The organism is Pseudomonas sp. UV AK001 (genome assembly GCF_046097675.1).
Classification (GTDB): domain Bacteria; phylum Pseudomonadota; class Gammaproteobacteria; order Pseudomonadales; family Pseudomonadaceae; genus Aquipseudomonas; species Aquipseudomonas kribbensis.
In genome coordinates this window covers 55462-72708 of the sequence record NZ_JBJUVZ010000003.1, presented here as the reverse complement: position 1 = coordinate 72708, position 17247 = coordinate 55462, and the positions used below count along the sequence as shown (strand labels likewise).

18 protein-coding genes are annotated in these 17247 nt (G+C 59.6%); 6 read left to right on the top strand and 12 right to left on the bottom strand.

From position 1 onward, the window contains the following. The first annotated feature begins 20 nt into the window (after window positions 1–20). The 3 genes from ACKLNA_RS11375 to ACKLNA_RS11365 all read left to right on the top strand — a co-directional run bounded on the left by ACKLNA_RS11375 (window position 21) and on the right by ACKLNA_RS11365 (window position 1967). A complete protein-coding gene (locus ACKLNA_RS11375) occupies window positions 21–926 on the top strand; it encodes a LysR family transcriptional regulator (RefSeq protein WP_408985903.1) in 906 nt (301 codons plus the stop codon). A 57-nt stretch (window positions 927–983) separates the two neighbouring features. After that, window positions 984–1388 (top strand): GNAT family N-acetyltransferase, encoded by a 405-nt coding sequence (locus ACKLNA_RS11370; protein WP_408985902.1) that lies wholly within the window; start codon window positions 984–986, stop codon window positions 1386–1388. Between the two features lie 63 nt (window positions 1389–1451). Further along, complete coding sequence (locus ACKLNA_RS11365) at window positions 1452–1967, top strand: DUF6622 family protein (RefSeq protein ID WP_408985901.1); 516 nt, start codon at window positions 1452–1454, stop codon at window positions 1965–1967. Window positions 1968–1985: 18 nt separating this feature from the next. Here ACKLNA_RS11365 and msrA read toward each other — a convergent pair whose 3' ends face one another. Genes msrA through msrB form a run of 3 tightly spaced genes read right to left on the bottom strand, consistent with a single transcriptional unit; the run spans window position 1986 to window position 5076 of the window. Continuing rightward, window positions 1986–2690 (bottom strand): peptide-methionine (S)-S-oxide reductase MsrA, encoded by a 705-nt coding sequence (msrA, locus tag ACKLNA_RS11360; RefSeq protein WP_408985900.1) that lies wholly within the window; start codon window positions 2688–2690, stop codon window positions 1986–1988. Between the two features lie 15 nt (window positions 2691–2705). After that, window positions 2706–4514 (bottom strand): cytochrome c biogenesis protein DipZ, encoded by a 1809-nt coding sequence (locus ACKLNA_RS11355; RefSeq protein WP_408985899.1) that lies wholly within the window; start codon window positions 4512–4514, stop codon window positions 2706–2708. A 43-nt stretch (window positions 4515–4557) separates the two neighbouring features. Further along, on the bottom strand, window positions 4558–5076 hold the full coding sequence (gene msrB / locus ACKLNA_RS11350) for a peptide-methionine (R)-S-oxide reductase MsrB (protein WP_408985898.1): 519 nt from the start codon (window positions 5074–5076) through the stop codon (window positions 4558–4560). Between the two features lie 151 nt (window positions 5077–5227). On the opposite strand from msrB, the gene ACKLNA_RS11345 reads away from it, so the two are divergent. The 3 genes from ACKLNA_RS11345 (at window position 5228) to ACKLNA_RS11335 (ending at window position 8286) form a co-directional block, all read left to right on the top strand. Beyond that, the gene (locus ACKLNA_RS11345; RefSeq protein WP_192552329.1) at window positions 5228–5944 is read left to right on the top strand and encodes a response regulator transcription factor; all 717 of its coding nucleotides are present in this window, start codon (window positions 5228–5230) and stop codon (window positions 5942–5944) included. Beyond that, a complete protein-coding gene (locus ACKLNA_RS11340; RefSeq protein ID WP_408985897.1) occupies window positions 5941–7461 on the top strand; it encodes a sensor histidine kinase in 1521 nt (506 codons plus the stop codon). The genes ACKLNA_RS11345 and ACKLNA_RS11340 overlap by 4 nt, the downstream gene beginning before the upstream one ends. Before the next feature lie 120 nt (window positions 7462–7581). Next, the gene (locus tag ACKLNA_RS11335) at window positions 7582–8286 is read left to right on the top strand and encodes a hypothetical protein (protein WP_408985896.1); all 705 of its coding nucleotides are present in this window, start codon (window positions 7582–7584) and stop codon (window positions 8284–8286) included. Between the two features lie 69 nt (window positions 8287–8355). On the opposite strand, the gene ACKLNA_RS11330 is transcribed toward ACKLNA_RS11335, so the two are convergent. From ACKLNA_RS11330 to hmpA, 9 genes are all read right to left on the bottom strand, one after another. Beyond that, window positions 8356–8847, bottom strand: a complete 492-nt coding sequence (locus tag ACKLNA_RS11330) for a RidA family protein (protein ID WP_085709372.1) — start codon at window positions 8845–8847, stop codon at window positions 8356–8358. Between the two features lie 194 nt (window positions 8848–9041). Continuing rightward, window positions 9042–9929: a heme o synthase gene (gene cyoE / locus ACKLNA_RS11325; protein WP_039765651.1), complete on the bottom strand. Its 888-nt coding sequence runs from the start codon at window positions 9927–9929 to the stop codon at window positions 9042–9044. 10 nt (window positions 9930–9939) lie between these two features. After that, window positions 9940–10275: a cytochrome o ubiquinol oxidase subunit IV gene (cyoD, locus tag ACKLNA_RS11320; protein WP_085709371.1), complete on the bottom strand. Its 336-nt coding sequence runs from the start codon at window positions 10273–10275 to the stop codon at window positions 9940–9942. After that, entirely contained in the window at window positions 10275–10901 is a 627-nt protein-coding gene (locus ACKLNA_RS11315) for a cytochrome o ubiquinol oxidase subunit III (RefSeq protein ID WP_007956720.1), read from the bottom strand. The genes cyoD and ACKLNA_RS11315 overlap by 1 nt, the downstream gene beginning before the upstream one ends. 3 nt (window positions 10902–10904) lie before the next feature. Then, complete coding sequence (gene cyoB / locus ACKLNA_RS11310) at window positions 10905–12935, bottom strand: cytochrome o ubiquinol oxidase subunit I (protein WP_085701769.1); 2031 nt, start codon at window positions 12933–12935, stop codon at window positions 10905–10907. A 3-nt stretch (window positions 12936–12938) separates the two neighbouring features. Then, window positions 12939–13880, bottom strand: a complete 942-nt coding sequence (cyoA, locus tag ACKLNA_RS11305; RefSeq protein WP_065261342.1) for a ubiquinol oxidase subunit II — start codon at window positions 13878–13880, stop codon at window positions 12939–12941. An 823-nt stretch (window positions 13881–14703) separates the two neighbouring features. Next, the gene (locus ACKLNA_RS11300; protein WP_085709370.1) at window positions 14704–15213 is read right to left on the bottom strand and encodes a disulfide bond formation protein B; all 510 of its coding nucleotides are present in this window, start codon (window positions 15211–15213) and stop codon (window positions 14704–14706) included. A gap of 25 nt (window positions 15214–15238) precedes the next feature. Continuing rightward, window positions 15239–15799, bottom strand: a complete 561-nt coding sequence (locus ACKLNA_RS11295; protein ID WP_248739335.1) for an ester cyclase — start codon at window positions 15797–15799, stop codon at window positions 15239–15241. Between the two features lie 157 nt (window positions 15800–15956). Beyond that, entirely contained in the window at window positions 15957–17138 is a 1182-nt protein-coding gene (hmpA, locus tag ACKLNA_RS11290) for an NO-inducible flavohemoprotein (RefSeq protein WP_408985895.1), read from the bottom strand. Window positions 17139–17247: the final 109 nt, after the last annotated feature.

Genomic DNA, 17247 nt, shown 5'->3' with positions numbered 1-17247 from the left:
TTTATAAGCAGGGCTTGATAATGGATCTGTTCCAGTCGATGAGCGTCTACGTCAAGGTCGTGGAAACCGGCAGCATGACGGCCGCCGCCCTGCAGTGCGAAATGTCCACGACCATGGTCGGCAATCACCTGCGGGCACTGGAGCAGCGCCTCGGCGTACAACTGCTGCAACGCACCACCCGCCGTCAGCGGCTGACCGAATTCGGCACGGTTTACTACCAGCGTTGCCTAGAAGTACTGGGCCTGGTGCAAGACTCCGAACGGCTTGCCGAGCAAACCCTGGATGAGCCTCGCGGCCTGTTGCGCATCACCGCGCCACTGACCTTCGGTGTCGAACGCCTGGCTCCGGCGCTCAGTGAATTTTCCCTGCATTACCCGCAGGTCAGAATGGATGTCGTGCTGACCAACAGCCGCCCGGACCTGCTGGAAAGCGGTCTCGATGTGGCGTTCCGGCTCGGCCATTTCGAACAATCGAACCTGATCGCCCGCCCCCTGATCGACTACACCCTGACCGTGTGCGCGTCTCCGGATTACGTGGCCCGGCGGGGGATGCCCCTGACGCCTGAAGACCTGCAACAGCACGATTGCCTGTCGTTCGCCTACCCCGCCGGCGATGACTGGCAATCGGTGGAAAAGCGCTGGCGCCTGAGCGGCCCTGACGGTGAAATCATGGTCGATGTCAGCGGACCGATGCTGATGAACACCTCGGCCGGTTTGCATCAGGCGGCGCGTACCGGCATGGGCATCGTGATGCTGCCCGATGCACTGGTGGAGCAGGATTTGCGCGACGGCAAACTTGTCGCAGTAATGCCCGACTACCAGCCACCGAGCCGTCCTTTGCATCTGCTTTATGCACAGGATCGTTATCGGCTGCCGAAGCTTCGGCGCTTCGTCGAGTTTGCGATGCGGACATGGGGGAAAAGCTGACTACGCGTGGCATCAGCTCAATTGCATTCATCTGGCCATCAAGGACTCGATCACCCAATGGAAAGCGCTCTGACGGTACGCGATCTTTTACCCGCCGAAACGGAGTCGGTGCGGTTGTTTCTCGGGCAACACGGTTGGGCCCATCGAGTCGGTTCCGCCGAATATTTTGCGCAGTTGATTCAAAACTCACAGCGGACGGCTGTTGCACGGTTGGACGAGCAGATCATCGGCTTCGCCCGGGGCATTACCGATGGTTTGTCCAATGGCTACCTGTCGATGGTGGTCGTCGATGTACAACACCAACGCCAAGGCGTGGGCCGGAAACTGGTCGAGCATGTGATGGGCGACAACCCTGACATCACCTGGGTACTGCGGGCCGGGCGCGAGGGAGCAGAAGCATTTTTTGCCAGCCTGGGATTTGAAACCTCGGTGATTGCAATGGAGCGCCCACGATTGAAATAACCGGCACTTGCTCCGGCCCCGGCTATTATCCACCTTCCCCTTTTTCAGCATGGATGCTGCGCGATGCTCACGATTCTGCAAAACACCCCGATTCGGGCCTACGTGTTTTTTCTGCTTGTGGTTTATTTCGGCATCAAGGCGTTTTCTCCCCGCCGCGAAAGCCGTCTCTCGATGCTCATCACACCGCCGGCGTTTCTGGCGTGGTCGTTGTACTCCGTGAACTTGACGATCGACCCGGTCCTGTTCCTTGGCAGTTGGTTCGGCGCGCTGTTGCTGGGCAGCCTCTCGGCCTGGCTGTTTTTTTCCCGCAAGGGCGTGGCACTCGACGATACCGCGACGGGGTTGATCATGCCGGGCACCGTGAAAATCCTGATCATGTTCCTGATGTTCTTTTTCGCGAACTATTACTTCGGCTATCAGGATGCGGTAAATCCGCAGCTGGCCGCTTCACCCGACATGCTGCTGCTCAAGTCCACGGTGTCGGGTTTCATGTGCGGCCTGATCAGTACCCGCTCGCTGACGCTCTACTGGGCACTGCGAACCCTCGCCGCCCGACAGTCGCCAGTGACCGCACAATAACCATTGGACAACCGGTGATCACGACCCGCTTTTCACCAGCACCGGTTTCTCCTGATAACGCTCGGCGAACAGCTGCTTCAACTGCGCCACTTTCGGCAGGTCGTTGATCACGATGTACGGATAGGTCGGATGTTCGGTGAGGAAGTCCTGGTGATAGTCCTCCGCCGGATAGAAGCCGTTGTAGGTTTCCAGTCGGGTCACGATGGGTTTGCTGTAGGCATGCGCCGCATCAAGCTGGGCGATATAGGCCTGCGCAACGCGTTGCTGATCGGCATTGACCGGGAACAACGCCGATCGATATTGGGTGCCGCTGTCCGGGCCCTGTCGGTTGAGTTCTGTCGGGTTGTGGGCCACCGAGAAGTAGATCTGCAACAGGCTGCCGTAGCTGACCTGGGTCGGGTCGAAGGTGACTTGTACCGACTCGGCATGCCCGGTATCGCCCTCGCTGACCCGCTCATATTCCGCTGTATTCGCCGCGCCGCCGGCGTATCCGGAGACGGCTTTCTGCACACCTTTGACGTGCTGAAAAACACCCTGCACACCCCAAAAACAGCCGCCGGCGAAGACTGCTGTCTCGCTGTGTGCCTGGGTGTTTTCATCAAGCGCTGGCGGTGGAATGACCACGCCTTCCTCGCCACCGAAGGAAAACGCCGAGCACTGTCCGATCACTCCGGCCGCCGCGACGCCCAACAACAGACGACGCCAGATGATTCGAGTTTTCATGTCACGCACTCCTGATCAGCCGAAGGTAAAGGCGTAGGCCGAAACGCCCGGATCGAGAAACTCGATGCTGAAGGTTCGGTCCTTCACCCCATCGGTTTGCCGCACCAATTGATACAAACGCTGTTCGGTGACCCGACCACTGCCGTCGGGCGCCACGTCGACACCGTGGGCATCGCCCGGCGCCTGACCGTCGATGGTCACTTTGAAGCGCACCGGTTTGCCGTCCGTTCCCGGACCCAGCACAAGATGCAGATCGCGGGCATGGAAGCGGTAAACGATACGGCTGGCCGGCGCGCTGGCGGTGGCGCGCTCGGCACCGACTGCCCATTGCCCGCCCAGACTCCAGTCATTTAGAGCCAGGTTGGTCGGCGCCGTGTAAGCCGCCACCTTGTCAGGCACAAGGCTGGTTTCCGGTACGAAATGTTCCGCACGCTGGTAGCCGACGTAAGTTTCCGGCGACAGCACCTGATTCATGTCCGGCGCCAGCTGCACGCCTTGGGCATCGGCATTGATCAGACCGTCGGCGACGGTTTTCGCACCGGCCTCACGCAGCAGTTGCTGGATGACCCGTTCCGATTCGGCGTAGTCCCCTTCGCCAAAATGGTGGTAACGAATGCGCCCCTGGGCGTCGGCAAAGTAATGCGCCGGCCAGTATTCATTGCTGAAAGCACGCCAGATCCTGTAGTCGTTATCGATGGCCACCGGGTAGTTGATGCCCAGTTCCTTCATGGCTTTGGTGACGTTGCCTACATCACGCTCGAAAGCGAATTCCGGGGCATGCACGCCGATCACCACCAGGCCCTGATCCTTGTACTTCTCGGCCCAGGCTTTGACGTAAGGCAAGGTGCGCAGGCAGTTGATGCAGGAGTAGGTCCAGAAATCCACCAGCACCACTTTGCCCTTCAATGCCTGTGCATCCAGGGGGGCGGAGTTAAGCCATTGCACCGCGCCATCGAGCGGCGGCAACTGACCCTCGACCGGCAACGAGCCCGGTGCCTTGGCGGCCATTTTCATCGCGCCGCCAGCAGCCATCATGCTGCCGTTTGCCGTGTCATCCGCTGCGGGAATCTGCGCCATCATCGTGCCGTTGCCCTGAGGGGATTTCCCCGAGAGCTTGCCGACCAGCGCCTGCTCCAGTCCTCCGGTAGAGGCCGTCGACACCCGCGCCAGAATCCCGGTATCGAGGCCCAGCGCGATGGCGGCCACACCGGCCAGCATCGCAGCGCCGAGCCCGCGGCGGATCCACTCGCCGGTGCCGATCGAGCGCTTCATCAGCGCGAAGACCTTACCGCCCAGCAGCAGCGCCGCAGCCAGCGACGTAGCCGCGCCCGCCGCGTAAGCGAGCAACAACAGCGTGGTGGCGATGCTTGCCCCTTGCAGCGCGGCACCGGTCAGAATCAAGCCGAGGATTGGCCCGGCGCAAGGCGCCCACAGCAACCCCGTGGCGACACCGATCAGAAACGACGCGCCGGGACGCGGACGATTGTCCTGGCCGGCGGCCTCCGACAGGCGACTGCCGGCGGACACCAGCGGCCGGGTCAGACGCTCGGCCAGATGCGGCAGCAGCAAGGTCAGCCCGAACAGTGCAACGAACAGCAACGCGAGCCAGCGACCGTACTGATTGACTTGCACCACCCAACCGCCGCCAACCGCCGCCAGTGTCGCGACGAGGGCGAAGGTCAGTGCCATCCCGGCCAACAGCGGCAAGCCACTCTTGATAAACGGCTGCCCGGTGCGAGCGAAGACAAAAGGCAGAACCGGCAGGATGCACGGGCTGACGATCGTCAGCACACCGCCGAGATAAGCGAGAACCAAGAGCCACATGGTGTCGTCCTGTAGTGAGTGAAGATTGCAGGCGGGCCACGACTCAGGCCGCCACGGGTTTGAAGGTCATGGCCAGGCCGTTCATGCAGTAGCGCAGACCGGTGGGTTTGGGCCCGTCGTCGAACACATGGCCGAGGTGACCGCCGCAACGTCGGCAGTGAACTTCCTCCCGGGTCATGCCGAAGGACCGGTCCTGGCGGGTGGCCACGGCGTGTTCCAGCGGCGCCCAGAAACTCGGCCAGCCGGTGCGGCTGTCGAACTTGGTGTCCGACGAAAACAGCGCCAGATCGCAGCCGGCACAGGCGAACGTGCCGGCCCGATGCTCGTTGTTCAGGGGACTGCTGTAGGCCCGCTCCGTGCCCTCCTTGCGCAGCACGTCGAATTGCTCGTCTGTCAGCAGCGCATGCCATTCGCTATCGCTGTGGGTCACTTCGAACGCCTCGTCGGCGAGTGCCTCACCGACCAGCGCCGAGCCCGTGGATAACTTTGGCAATACACCTGCCAGTAACGCTGCAAGCCCCAGCCCGCCGCCCGTTGCCAGAATCTGTCGCCGTGAAAACATGGCCGTCTCCCAAAATTCCAGATGCCTGTCGTGGAACACAGCCTAGGCTTGGGTTGATCGCCAAATCCTCACGGGAAGTTAAACAATTCGTGATAACTCGCCCCGAGGAAAACCCGCACAATGCGCACATTGCGCCGAAGGATTGAGCTTCATGGAACAGACCAAACGCGTCCTGGTGGTCGAGGACGACCTGCACATTGCCGACCTCATTTGCCTGCATCTGCGGGACGAACAATTCGAGGTGGTCCACAGCGCCGACGGCGACGAAGGCATGCGCCTGCTGCAGCAAGGTCACTGGGATGCACTGATCCTCGACCTCATGCTGCCGGGCGTCGACGGCCTGGAAATCTGCCGCCGCGCCCGGGCCATGGCCCGCTATACACCAATCATCATCACCAGCGCCCGCTCCAGCGAACTGCACCGTATCCTTGGCCTGGAACTGGGCGCCGACGATTACCTCGCCAAACCGTTTTCGATGCTTGAACTCGTCGCCCGGGTCAAAGCCCTGCTGCGCCGGGTAGACGCCATGGCCCGCAACCTGAAGATGGACGCCGGCAGCCTGAGCCTCGACGGCCTGACCATCGACCCGATCACCCGTGACGTCGCCCTGAACGGCCAGCGCCTGGACCTCACCCCTCGGGAGTTCGACCTGCTGTACTTCTTCGCCCGCCAGCCGGGCAAGGTGTTCTCGCGCATGGACCTGCTCAACGCGGTCTGGGGTTACAGCCACGAAGGTTACGAACACACGGTCAACACCCACATCAATCGCCTGCGGGCGAAGATCGAGGCAGATCCGGCACAACCGGTGCGCATCCTCACGGTGTGGGGCCGTGGCTACAAATTCGGCACGGGTACAGAACAACCATGAAACTGACCCTGACGCAGCGCCTGTCCCTGGTATTCGCCGTGTTGCTGCTGGCGTGCTGTGGCACGTCGGCGTGGTTGCAGGTGCGCTCCAGCCAGATGCATGAGCTGGAGGTGGTGCAGGGGCTGTCCCGGGATCTGGCGCAACACATCGCCCATGACACGGTACTGATGGACAGCAACGGCCTGATGCCCGGCGCGGTGCGCGAACTGTTCAGCCAGTTGATGCTGGTCAACCCGAGTGTCGAGGTGTACCTGCTCGACACCGAAGGCCGGATCGTCGGCAACGCCGCACCAGAAGGACGCCTGCGTCGGCAGACTGTCGACCTGCAACCGATCCGGCGACTGCTCAATGATCAACCGCTGCCGATCCTCGGCGACGACCCGCGCAGCGTCGACGGGCGCAAGGTGTTCAGCGCCGCGCCGTTGCAGGTCAACGGCAAGCCGGCCGGTTACCTTTACGTGGTCTTGCTCAGCGAAGCGCACGACCGTTTCGCCGAACGCGGCGCCACCAGCGCGGCGTTGAATACGGCGTTGCTGTCCATCGGTCTGGTGGCGTTCCTGTGCCTGATTGCCGGTCTGACGGCATTCAACCTGATCACCCGGCCATTGCGTCGGTTGACCGAAACCGTGGGTCGCTTCGATATCGACGGCGCACCGCAATCGCTGCCAATCGCGCCGACGCCTGTGGACAAGTCTGCCGACCCGGACGAAATCGCCGTGCTCGACGCGGCGTTCCGGCAAATGCAAAACCGCCTCGGCGAACAGTGGCGCTCATTGACCCGTCAGGATCAGGAACGCCGGGAACTGGTGGCGAATATTTCCCACGATCTGCGCACACCGCTGGCTTCGCTGCATGGTTACCTGGAAACGCTGTCACTCAAGGACGCCACCCTGTCTCCCGAAGAACGCCGCCGCTATCTGGGGATCGCCCTGGATCAGAGCCGCAAGGTCGGCGGGCTCGCGCAATCGCTGCTGGAACTGGTGCGCCTTGAGCATGGCTTCGTGCAGCCTGTGCTAGAGCAGTTTTCCCTGACCGATCTGGTCCAGGACATCTTCCAGAAATTCGAATTGGGCGCCGAGGCCCGGAACGTCGAACTCAAGGCCAGCTTCAGCGCCAATCTGCCGACCGTCTGCGCTGACCTCGGGCTGATCGAACGGGTGCTGACCAACCTGTTCGATAACGCCTTGCGCCATACGCCGCCGGGGGGCGAAATCGAACTCGGCCTGAAACCCCGGGGTGCACTGGTTGAAATCACCGTCAGTGACACCGGCCCCGGCATCGCCGCCGAGTTGCGTGAAGGTTTGTTCCTGCGTCCCTTCAATATCGGCGGCGCGCGACGCGACGGCGGACTGGGCCTGCGGATCGTGCACCGGATCCTGCAACTGCACGGGCGCGAGATCCAGTTGCTCGATGTCGCAGGACGGGGCGCGACCTTTCGCTTCTCGCTGCCGGTGGATCAACAGAACGCCGAACAGTGGATCGTCCGTTCGATGAACCTGAATACGCCGGGCAAATAATCAACTCCATCGGGCCGTTGCTCCGTGACAACACTGCCCCGCTCCCCTAAATTAGTCGGCCTGAAAAAGCCCCCCCATGCTTTCTCGTCTTATCCCAAGTTAAAAAGTAGTGAAATTTCAATGTCCGATTTCAACACCGCTGAATCCGTAGTCACCCTGTCGTCCAAAGCGGAATACGAAAACTCCATCAATCTTTCACAACACATTCCACAAGCGAAGATCATCAGCGAAATGGTGCTCGACGCGTTCCAGTCGACCCGCGAGAGCGAGCAGATCCGTGAACTGCGCGCCGCCATCCGTCAGGCCCATGATCGCTTCGATGACGATCAGGCCTACGAGCTGATGGGCCAGCTCAAGCGCCTGAAAGACGCCGAGGCGGCCGACATCGCAGCCCTCGAAGACCTGAGCAGCAAGTTCCCGATCAGCCGCATCCTGTCCAGCTTCAAGGACGATCCGGCGTTCCAGGAAATCGTCTACGGCCTGGCCCTCAAGGTGCTGAACCAGACCCATCAGGCGATCAGCAACCCGAGCGGTGGCAAGAGCAAAGCCGCACGCGCCAAGAAAGACGTCGAAGTGTTCAGCATCAGCAAGGACGGCATCAGCGTGACCCTGCCAATGCGCACGCCGCGTTCGCGCCTGAACGTGGATCGTGAAGCGCTGGAGTTCCTCGGTTTCACTTTCGTCGGTGAAGGCGAAGAAGCAGAAATCGAAGGCGAGACCTTCGTCGACAACGCCGGCACCGAACACGCGATCAACCGCAAGAACATCATCACCGCCCTGCAACAGCAGACCGCATTCGATGGTTACAGCATCGCTGCCCAGTAAGCGCAGCGCTGACGAAAAAGCCCCGCTCTGAATCTCAGGCGGGGCTTTTTGTTGTGCGGCTTTCAGCGATTACGCCGACGGGTGTACCGCCGCGATCATGTCGACTTCGATGGCCGCGTTTTTCGGCAACTGATAGACGCCGACGGTGGTGCGGGTATGCCGACCTGCATCGCCCAGTACATAACTGAAGACGTCGGATGCGCCGTTGGCCACTTCGCTCAGGTCGACGAAGTCCGGGGTCGACTTCACATAGACCGTGACCCGCAACAGCGCCCTGACCTTGTCCAGCGAACCGACCGCATCGACGATGAACGCCAGGCAACGCATGGCGCTGATGCTCGCGGCGGCTTGCGCGTCCTTGAGCGTCAGCTCCAGACCGACCCGGCCGGGATACTGAATCTTGCCCTCGGTGCGCGGCACCATGCCACTGATGTACAGCTCATCGTGATGACGCACCAGCGGCGCGTAATTACCGCCCACCGTGTTCTCGCCATTGATGTCGTAATTCAGCTCTTTTGCCAGGGCAATGAAGCGTTCGTCGCAGGTCATCCTCTCAGTCATTTCGCCCAGCCTCTTGATCGATGCGTGAAGTTGGATCCGAATCTAGGGCTTTTGCCTGGTGACCGCAACCTGTCGATTTCTGGTTAATCATTTACGGCTTAACCCAAACCGCTGTGACGGATTCACTTGCCGCGGACAACAAAAAACCCCGCTCATCTCTCGATGAACGGGGTTTCTCGTACAACGTTCGGACCTTACGGCGCGTACGTCAGCAGCAGCTCGGTCGGCACCTTGAAGTCCAGGGACATCATGACGCTCAACGCGGTGATGGTGAAGATCGAGAACACGAACAGCTTGCGTGCCCAGACCGTGTCATCCACCGCCTTGTAGCCGGTCCAGGCCATGTACAGCCAGTACATGCCCATGGCCGCGGCGACGGCGAGGTAGCTCATGCCGGCGTAGCCGCTGAAGGTCAGCATCAGGGTCGCCACGAGGAACGCCAGGATGTAGAACAGGATGTGCTTCTTGGCCACCTGGATCCCGCGCTTCACTGGCAGCACCGGAATCGATGCGGCCAGGTAATCGTTGAAGCGGAAGATCGCGATGGCGTAGGAATGCGGCATCTGCCACAGGCTGAACATCACCAGCAGGGTCAGCGCGGCCATGTCGAAGCTGTTGGTCACGGCCACGTAACCGATCACCGGTGGCATGGCGCCCGACAGACTGCCCACCAGCGTGCCGTGAACCGACTTGCGCTTGAGGTACAGGCTGTAGAAGCCGACGTAGATGATGAAGCCGATCACGGCGAACAGGGCAGCCAACGGGTTGGCCACCTTGTACAGCAACGCAACGCCGGCGACACCCAGGACGGTCGCATAGACCAGGGCCAGTTTCAGGGAGATAAGGCCCTGGACCAGCACCCGGTTCTTGGTGCGTTCCATCTTCAGGTCGATGTCGCGGTCGATGCAGTTGTTGAACACGCAACCGGAGGCCACGACCAGGGAAGTGCCGATCATGGCGGCCAGGAACACCGCCAGATCTACATGCCCTTTCGAGGCCAGGAAGAACCCGCCTGCCACAGAAAGCACGTTACCGAAAATGATCCCCGGTTTGGTGATTTGGATAAAGTGCTTGAGCGACATCGGGTCTACCTCACTTCGCCATCATGTAGGTGTGGATGCTGAACATGATCCACAGCGACAGACCGACCAGCAGCACGATCACGATGGCCGTAAAGACGAACGCGATCACGTTGTTACGTTGGGCAACGGAGCGGTCCAGGTGCAGGAAGTAATACAGGTGAACGATCACCTGGATTACCGCGAACAGCAGGACGATTGCCAGCGTGGTGGATTTCGGCAGGGTCGGGAACATCACCAGGCCGAACGGGATGACGGTCAGGATCACCGACAGGATGAAGCCGATGGCGTACGACTTTACGCTGCCGTGGCCAGCATCATGGCTGTCATGGGAGTGTGCATTAGCCATTACAGGGTCCCCATCAGGTAAACAACGGTGAATACGCAGATCCACACCACGTCCAGGAAGTGCCAGAACAGGCTCAGGCAGCTCAGACGGGTCTTGTTGGTCGCCGTCAGGCCGTGCTTGTTGACCTGGTACATCATGATGCCCATCCAGATCAGACCCGCGGATACGTGCAGACCGTGGGTACCGACCAGGGTGAAGAACGCCGACAGGAAGCCCGAACGGCTAGGACCGAAGCCCTCGGAGATCAGCAGGTGGAACTCGTTGATCTCCATGGCGATGAAGCCTGCGCCGAGCAGGAAGGTCATGAACAACCAGCCCAGAACCTGCTGCTTCTTGCCTTTGTACAACGCCAGCATGGCGAAGCCGTAGGTGATCGAACTGAACAACAGCAGAGCGGTTTCGCCCAGCACGTATGGCAGTTCGAAGATGTCGTGGCCCGACGGGCCACCGGCGACGTTGTTTACCAGTACCGCGTATACCGCGAAGATCGACGCAAACAGAATGCAGTCGGTCATCAGGTAGAGCCAGAAACCGTATACGGTCATCTCGCCCGAGTCGTGGTGATGGTCATCGTGCCCATGGTCGTGGCCATGGGCGTGTCCAGCATTGGTCACTAAGTTCGACATTGTTTAAGCCTGTTCCAACTTGGTTTCAACACGGGTCGCGGAAGCAGGGATCTTCCCGGCCGCTACCAGACGCTTGTGCTGCTCGGCTTCGATGCGCTCGATCGTTTCAACCGGAACCATGTAGCCCTGGTCGTCACGTGCAGCGTGGATCACGAAGTAGATGACAGTGCCGGCCAGGCTGGCGATCGCCAACCACCAGATGTGCCAGATCATCGCGAAACCGAATACGGTCAGCAGTGCGCCCATCACCACGCCAGTGGCGGTGTTGTTCGGCATGTGGATCGGCTCGTACTTGGCCGGAGTCTGGTACGCAGTACCGTTTTCCTTGGCTTCGGTGAACGGGTCGATGCAGTCAGCCTTAGGCAGCACAGCGAAGTTGTAGAACGGAGGTGGCGACGAGGTCGACCATTCCAGGGTATGGGCATTCCACGGGTCACCGTGTTCGCACATGTTTTCCGGCTTGTTGCGGTCACGTACCGACACGTACAGCTGGATCAGCTGGCAAGCGATACCAACGGCGATCAGGATCGCACCGAACATGGCAACGTACAGGTACGGTACCCACTCAGGGTTGGTGGTGGCGTTCAGACGACGGGTCATGCCCATGAAGCCCAGTGCATAGAGCGGCATGAACGCGACGAAGAAGCCCGAGATCCAGAACCAGAACGCTGCTTTACCCCAGCCTTCGTGCAGCTTGAAGCCGAACGCTTTCGGGAAGTAGAAGCCGAAACCTGCGATGTAGCCGAATACCGCGCCGCCGATGATCACGTTGTGGAAGTGCGCGATCACGAACAGGCTGTTGTGCAGAACGAAGTCAGCACCCGGGATGGCCAGCAGTACGCCGGTCATGCCGCCGATGGCGAAGGTCACCATGAAGCCCAGGGTCCACAGAACCTGGCTGGTGAAGCGCAGACGGCCCTGGTAGATGGTGAACAGCCAGTTGAACAGTTTCACACCCGTCGGGATGGAAATCAGCATCGTCGCCAGACCGAAGAAGGCGTTGACGCTGGCACCCGAACCCATGGTGAAGAAGTGGTGCAGCCAAACCATGAAGCCCAGTACCGAGATCGCGCCCGAAGCGTAGATCATCGAGTGGTGGCCGAACAGTTTCTTGCCGGTGAAGGCCGAGATCACTTCCGAGAAGATGCCGAAGGCCGGCAGGATCAGGATGTAAACCTCAGGGTGGCCCCATGCCCAGAACAGGTTGACGTACATCATTGGATTGCCACCAAGTTCATTGGTGAAAATGTGGAAATCCATGTAACGGTCAAGGGTCAGCAGTGCCAGGGTAGCGGTCAGGATCGGGAACGAAGCCACGATCAGAACGTTTGCCCAGGTGCAGGTCCAGGTGAAGATCGGCATGTCCATCAGTTTCATGCCCGGGGTACGCATTTTCAGCACGGTCGCGAGGAAGTTGACCCCGGTTAACGTTGTACCCAGACCCGATAGCTGTAGCGCCCAGATGTAGTAGTCCATCCCCACGCCAGGGCTGTATTGCAGACCCGACAGCGGTGGATAGGCAACCCAGCCGGTCTTGGCGAATTCGCCGACGCCCAGGGACAGGTTGATCAGCACGACGCCGGACACCAGCAGCCAGAAGCTCAGGGAGTTCAGGAACGGGAACGCAACGTCACGGGCACCGATCTGCAGCGGCACTGCAAGGTTCATCAGGCCGGTGAAGAATGGCATCGCCATGAAGATGATCATGATCACACCGTGAGCGGTGAAGATCTGGTCATAGTGTTCAGGTGGCAGGTAGCCAGGCGAACCCTCGGTGGCCATGGCCAGCTGGGTACGCATCATGATGGCGTCGGCAAAGCCACGCAGCAGCATGACCATGGCAACGATGATGTACATCACGCCGATTTTCTTGTGGTCGACCGACGTCAGCCACTCGGTCCACAGGTAAGTCCACTTCTTGAAGTAGGTGATTGCAGCGAACAACGCCAGACCACCGAGCGCGATCATCGAGATGGTGACCATCACGATCGGCTCGTGGAAAGGGATCGCTTCCCAACTTAATTTACCAAACATCGTTTACTCCTCTGCCCCGGCAGCTGAATGCGAATTCGAGTCCATATCCGTTGCCGCCACTTCTTTCTCTTTCTTCTCGTGCTTCAGCGGCTTGCCCGGTTTCATGCCTTCGTACTTGTCGACGATGGTCTGGAACAGGTTCGGCGTGACCGAGGAGTAGAGCTCGACTGGATTGTTCTGGCTTGGCTTGGCAAGGGCTGCGTATTCAGCTTGTTCAAGCTGTTTAGGTGCCTTTTTGACTTCACTTACCCAGGCGTCGAAATCTTCCTGAGAAGTTGCGATCGCTTTGAATTTCATACCGGTGAAACCGGCACCGCTGTAGTTGGCGGAGATACCGTCCATTTCAGCGTTGCGGTCAGCGATCAGGTGCAGCTTGGTGGTCATGCCCGCCATCGCGTAGATCTGGCCGCCCAGGCCCGGGATGAAGAACGAGTTCATCACCGCGTCCGAAGTGATCCGGAAGTTGACTGGCGTGTGCGCCGGGAACACGATCTTGTTGACCGTGGCGATGCCTTGTTCCGGATAGATGAACAGCCACTTCCAGTCCAGCGCGACCACTTCGATGGTCACAGGCTTGACGTCGGATTCGATCGGACGATACGGATCCAGCGAGTGGGTCGACTTGTAGGTGATGTAACCCAGGGCAATGATGATCAGGACCGGAATGGTCCAGACTGCCACTTCGATCTTGGTCGAGTGCGACCATTTCGGGGTGTAGACGGCGTTCTTGTTGGAGGCGCGGTACTTCCAGGCGAACAGGAAGGTCATGACGATGACCGGCACAACAACCAACAGCATCAGCAGCGTAGCGGTGATGATCAGGTTGCGCTGTTCCAGGCCGACCTGGCCCGTTGGATTGAGCAAGGTCATGTTGCAGCCTCCCAGCAACAACGTGCCGAGCAGCGGCACTAGGCCTAGTAATCTGGGGTACCTGTTTTTACTCATCTCACGACCTCTAAAGCAGCTTGCGCAATGCAGTTGGGTTTTGATCGCCAACACTTCACCCTGCCAAGGGTTGGCATTTTCTTTGGATTGAATAAGGGCCGCCCGTCGCGCGTCAGACGCTCGACAAATCCTGGGACAGCGGTCAGTTCTTATTCGAATTCGTGGTCAAAGGCCTTGTTACAGACCAATTCCATTTGGTGCGGAAAGTTGGAAGGCACCGACACCTGGGTGTCTCGCAAGCCTTTCGGCCCCTCGACACCCGACTTCCTGCTCAGTTCCTTATAAAGGTTGAACAGTGCCGGGAATTCAGTGCGGGCGATTGTAGATAGGTAGCGCCCTATACACCATGTCTTATCCCGAAATAATTTTTATCGCTCAGAGCAACAATCCATCACCGTTTTTGCAAAAGTTCCGCATGTTATCGAAATCGATTCTCAACAAAAACACCAAAAAATGTAGGTGTACCTGGCTCGGATCAGACAGTTCCGAAGACTTTTTCCGACACCGTGAAGCGCTTAAACCCCGATAACCCAAGGGCTTTGGCCAATTGCCACAGGTTGTTAAAACTGCCTGTTCCGGCACCAGCGTCCCAAAGCCGAAAAACCCTGAAACAGACCAATCCTTTTTTGTAACAACACTCCAATCCGGGCCCGCGAAAGGCACTGCGACACGGCGTGTGTGACAACATGTCGCACACCTGTCGCACCGTCCCTTGCCGTTCGTCACGACGTTTTCACAAAGACCCTGAAATGCAAAACGCCCCGATTTGCGTCACTGCAAATCGAGGCGTTTGTGTTATCGGCGCAGGGGCCGAAAAGTTGATTCAGCGCAATGCTTTTCGGTTGCGCGAGGTCAACAGCGGCACCAGGATCACCACCAGCACGAAAGCCACCAGGGCCCATTGCGCCAGCGACAGACCGAGGATCGGCGGGTACGGCGTCGAGCAGAAACCGTCGACCTGGAAGCCCAGCGGGAAGATCTTCGCCAGCGGCAGGTCATCGACGATCGGCTGCAGCACATCGATGCCGCAACTCACCGCCGGGTAGAACTGGGTGTACACGTGATGCCCGGCGACGCCGGCTCCGGCAATCGCGCAAATCACCACCAGCACCTCGAACACGGTGATGCTGCGGCGGGTGCGCATGGCCGCGCCAATGAACGCGAACAGCGCGATCAGCAGCAAGGCATAACGCTGCAGGATGCACAGCGGGCATGGCGCCTCGCCCAGCACGATCTGCATGTACAGCGCGCCACCGATCAGCGCCAGGCAGATGACGCCCAGCAACACCAGATAGCGCCGTTCACGTCCCAATCGAATCGTTTCCTCGCTCATCGCGTTTCCCTTTCATGTCCATGGTTCAGCTGGCCGGCGGCTGCGCTTGCAGTTGCGCCATCAGGCTGATGTTGTCTTCGATATGCCAATTGGCCGCGATGCGACCGTTGTCGATCTGATAGATATCGGTTGCCCGGAAGTCTACACGCTGGCCCTGCCCTTTGAGAGCCTTGAACGTACCGGTGAAATGTCCGCGAAAGTGCAGATGCACCACCACGCGATCACCGGCGACGATCATTTGTTCGATCTCGCAGCTCAGGTCCGGCACCGCCGTGCGAAAGAACTTCGACGCCAGCAGCGGCCCGGTCGGCCCCTGGACCCGGCCTTCCGGCGGGGTCTTGTCGACAAACTGCGGCGACAGGGCTGCGGTGGCCAACGCCTCTTCGCCCGTGTTCCAGAAACTGCCATAACGCCGCGCCGCCAGTTCCATTGCATCACGCTGCGCCTTGGGCAGGCTCTGATCGACGATCAGGGTCTGCGGCTGGATCAACGCGGATTCGGCAAAGACAAACGGACTGGACAGCAAGGCAACCGACAGGCCCAACGTGGCCAGGCTGAAACGACGGGAAGAGGCGATGTGCGACATGGGGGCGATCCTGATCATGTAAACGAACGAGCGCCTATCATCAGCATCGGGGAATAAACGATAAACCGGTTAAGAAACGATTAACCTTTAAACACTTTTTAAGAATCGGAACCGCTCAAAAAAAAGCGACCCGATAATCTCGGGTCGCTCATCAGGCTTATTCCAGTGCCGCCGCCGGCCCGAAGAACTCATACCGGCTCTGCTTCTCCGGCACACCCAGCGCCTTCAGATGACGCTTGATCGCCCCCATGAAACCTTTCGGCCCGAGGAAGTAAGCGTCCACATCACGCTCCGCCGGCAACCACTCGCCCAGTTGCTCCTCGCTCAGCAACCCGACCTTGTCCGCCGCCGGGCTCACGCCGTCATCTTCGGCGTAGCAATAGAAGCGCTTGAGCTGCGGATGACGCTCGGCCAGACCGTCGATCCAGTCACGGAACGCATGCACGCTGCCATTGCGCGCGCAGTGAATGAAATGCACCGGACGCTCGGTTTCCAGCGCCGCTTCCAGCATCGCCAGAGTTGGCGTGATACCAACGCCGCCGCTGATCAGCACCAGAGGTTTGTCGCTGGCAGTCAGGGTGAACTCGCCCGATGGCGGGAACAGCTGGATGCTCGCACCGACATGCAGTTGATCGTGCAGGTGATTGGACGCGCGGCCGCCCGGTTCACGCTTGACGCTGATGCGGTACTGGCCTTTGTTAGCCAAGGCTGACAGCGAGTAATTGCGGCGGATTTCTTCGCCGTCAAGGATCAGCTTCATGCCGATGTACTGGCCTGGCTCGGCTGCGAGAATCGGCCCCTTGTCCGCCGGCTCGAAGTAGAAGGAAATGATTTCCGCGCTCTCCTCGACCTTGGCCACAACGATGAACTCCCGCGCCCCGCGCCAGCCGCCGACGGCCTGCTCTTTCTGGTCATAGATCGCGGTTTCGGCGCCGATCAGGATCTCGGCCAACTGACCGTAGGCCGCGCCCCAGGCGTTCATCACCTCCGGCGTGGCAATTTCATCGCCCAGCACTTCGGAGATGGCGCGCAGCAGGCAGGTGCCGACGATCGGGTAGTGCTCCGGCAGAATCTGCAACGCCACATGCTTGTTGATGATCTTCGCCACCAGATCGCCCAACTGGTCGAGTTGATCGATGTGACGGGCATACATCAATACGCCGTTGGCCAGGGCGCGGGGCTGGTCACCGCTGGCCTGGTGAGCCTGGTTGAACAGCGGGCGGACTTCCGGGTACTCGGAGAGCATCATGCGGTAGAAGTGGGTGATCAGCGCTTCACCACCGCTTTCCAGCAGAGGCACAGTGGATTTGACGATGGCACGATCCTGGACGCTAAGCATAAGGGTGACTCCTGAGCTTTCTCTAAAAGTGCCTTATGTATTCCAGTAATCGTGCCAAATAATTTTTCTATATAAATCAATAATTTGAAATTTATGTAGTCAGATCGAC